We start from the raw sequence: 1697 nt of genomic DNA, 5'->3' as shown, positions 1-1697 counted from the left end.
TGTATGAGAGGCTGGGGGGGGGTGGTGGGGGTTTGGGTTTTTCTTTGATACAAACTTCAATGATGGCTTCTTTTTTGCCAAAACCTAAAAAGCCCTTGCTAGGGGCTTGGATCACCTCATATTGCAAGTCCAACACCGAACAGCCCAACTCTGAAGAGGCTTTGATGATCGCTTCTTCTAGGGTTTTTGCATGGATGGTTTTCATATTAGCCCTTATTAGTGGCGGTGGGTTTGTGTTCTTCGATTTGCTGGGTTTTGCGTTTCTCTAAAATTTGGTTGATGATCCATTGTTGGATAATGGAAAAAATATTGTTGATCGTCCAATAGAGCACCAGCCCAGCCGGGAAGGTGATGAGAAAGAGGGTGAAAAAGACGGGCAAGAGTTTAAAAATCTTGGCTTGTGTGGGGTCGGTGATGGTGCTGGGCGTGATGACTTGGTGGGCATACATGGACAGACCCATTAGCAAGGGCAAGATCAAATAAGGGTCCATCACAGAGAGATCGTGAATCCACAAAATCCAGCCCGCACTTTTGAGTTCTACGGCGTTATACAAAACGCGGTAAATGGCAAAAAAGACCGGGATTTGCAAGAGCAAGGGCAAACACCCCCCCAAAGGGTTAGCCCCATGCTTTTTGTAAAGTTGCATCAGGTGCATTTGCATTTTTTGCGGATCGCCCTTGTATTTTTCTTGAATCTCTTTCATCTTGGGTGTTAAATCCTTGATCTTTTGCATGCTCACCATGCCCTTATAGCTGAGCGGGTAGAGGATGATGCGCACAATCAAGGTCAGTAAGATAATCGCCCAGCCCCAGTTGTGGGTGTAGTTATACAGATAATCCAAGAGCAAAAACACGGGGCGGGCAAAAAAGGTGATGATTCCATATTCTACCACATCGCCTAGTTCCGGGGCAATCTGTTTTAAGAGGCGGTGATCTTTGGGTCCAATATAGCCATGTAGTTGGGTGTTGCCACTAAAAGAGAGAAAGGGGAGGGGGTTTTTACTGCCTGCTTGGCTATCCACTAAGGCATTGAGGTTTTTGCCAAAAAAAAGCGAGGTGTAGTAGCGATCCACGCTGGCAATAAAGGCGAGGTTGTGGAAGGATTGGGTTTGCTTGACTTTGCCATCCTCAAGCTTTTCTAATTTGTCATCTTGAGTGCCTAAAAGCACGCCATGGAAGGCATATCCGTCCGCATCGGCCACAGGGCGTGAGCCATTGGAGAGCACATAGGCGCTATTGAGCAACCCCGCTTTGGGCGTGATCTCAATTTTGAGATCATAGGTCAAGTTGGGGTAAAAGGTGAGGATTTTTTTGAGCTCTAATTGGGGGAGCTCTTGGGTGAGCGTGAGGGTCTTAGCATGTTTATCGATCTCAAGGGTGCTGGTGGAAGCATGGTAGCTTTGCTTGAAGGCTTCTTGATTGAGTGTTGTATCTACAAATCTGAGTTCTAGGGGTTTTAAAGCATCTATGCCTAGTAAGGGGAGTTTGCTTAGGGGTTCTAGGGGCTTGGGGTTAAAGCCAAAGAGGCGTTTGAGGTGATCGATCAAATCCTCTTGTTTGGGGGCGATGAATTTTTTATTTTTCAAATACACTTGGGCGATACGCCCTAAGTTGTCAATCTCAATCTCCACCTCTGGGGATTGCACCCGTGCAATGATGGGGCTTGTGGCGTTGGGGGCTTGGATATTGGCGTTATG

At 46.9% G+C, this 1697-nt stretch carries 2 protein-coding genes; both read right to left on the bottom strand.

What is annotated here, in order from left to right; translation table 11 throughout:
* Positions 1–205 (bottom strand): Jag N-terminal domain-containing protein (locus tag C5684_RS09000; protein WP_104640096.1); only part of this gene is annotated, 205 nt, incomplete at its 3' end.
* A 1-nt stretch (position 206) separates the two neighbouring features.
* Positions 207–1697, bottom strand: a 1491-nt coding sequence (gene yidC, locus C5684_RS08995; protein WP_104640095.1) for a membrane protein insertase YidC, incomplete at its 5' end; no start/stop codon positions are given.

The sequence above is a fragment of the Helicobacter bizzozeronii genome (assembly GCF_900196775.1).
Classification (GTDB): domain Bacteria; phylum Campylobacterota; class Campylobacteria; order Campylobacterales; family Helicobacteraceae; genus Helicobacter; species Helicobacter bizzozeronii.
This window is presented reverse-complemented; position numbering and strand designations above follow the sequence as displayed.